Here is a 1176-nt window from a genome sequence, read left to right on the forward strand (position 1 = left end):
CTAGTGTTCTCCACCTGACAGGAGATTCCCATCGGCAACGTGATGTGCCATATTTGAGGCATGAGACGCGATGACATCTGCCTTTACCTTGGCCCCGCCGACCGTACTGAGCTTCAAGCCCTGATCAGCAACCGCAACACTGCGCGCAAGCTTGTCTGGCGGGCCGAGATCGTCCTGGCCACAGCGGACGGTCATGGCACGTTCGAGATTATGCGACGCGCGGGCACGTCGAAACCCACGGTCTGGCGCTGGCAGCAGCGGTATCTCGATGAGGGCGTGGCCGGTCTCAAGCGTGACAAGACGCGACCCTCGCGGGTGCCGCCTTTGCCCGTGGAAACAAGGCTGAAGGTGATCGCCAAGACGGTGCAGGAAACCCCGCCCAATGCAACGCACTGGAGCCGCGCACTAATGGCCGAAGCCATGGGCATCTCGCCGTCGAGCGTCGGCCGCATCTGGGCAGAAGCTGGCTTGAAGCCGCATCTCACGAAGGGGTTCAAGGTCTCGAACGACCCAAAGTTCGAGGAGAAGGTCACCGATATCGTCGGGCTCTACCTCGACCCGCCAGACCGTGCCGTGGTGCTCTGCGTCGATGAGAAATCCCAGATCCAGGCGCTGGATCGCACCCAGCCCGGACTGCCGCTCAAGAAGGGCCGTGCCGCGACCGTAACGCACGATTACAAACGCCATGGCACGACCACGCTGTTTGCTGCGCTGGATGTGAAATCAGGCACCGTCATTGGCGATTGCATGCCACGCCATCGTGCGCAGGAGTTCCTGAAATTCCTCCGACAGATCGACAAGGCTGTGCCCACGCGGCGCGATGTGCATCTGGTGCTCGACAACTACGCCACCCACAAGACGCCTGAGGTAAAGGCCTGGCTCGAAAAGCATCCGCGCTTCAAGCTGCACTTCACGCCCACCAGCGCGTCATGGCTGAACCTGGTGGAGCGCTTCTTTGCCGAGATCACATCAAGGCGCATCCGGCGCGGCAGCTATTCCAGCGTCGATGATCTTGAGGCCGCGATCTACGACTATCTGGCCCACCACAACGAGAAGCCAAGGCCCTTCAAATGGACCAAAACCGCAGAGGATATCCTCACCCGGGAACGTCGCGCGCTGGACAAGCTCGATGAAACTCGCGGAAACAGGTAGGAAGTGTCAGACTCAGAGCACTAG

1 protein-coding gene is annotated in these 1176 nt (G+C 60.6%); it reads left to right on the forward strand.

Annotated elements, in window-relative coordinates:
- Positions 1 to 60 precede the first annotated feature (60 nt).
- Positions 61 to 1152 (forward strand): IS630 family transposase, encoded by a 1092-nt coding sequence (locus ACGYLQ_RS20860; RefSeq protein ID WP_339639426.1) that lies wholly within the window; start codon positions 61 to 63, stop codon positions 1150 to 1152.
- The last annotated feature ends 24 nt before the right edge of the window (positions 1153 to 1176 follow it).

This window comes from Sulfitobacter sp. 1A12779, assembly GCF_043557315.1.
In the GTDB taxonomy this organism is placed as follows: domain Bacteria; phylum Pseudomonadota; class Alphaproteobacteria; order Rhodobacterales; family Rhodobacteraceae; genus Sulfitobacter; species Sulfitobacter faviae.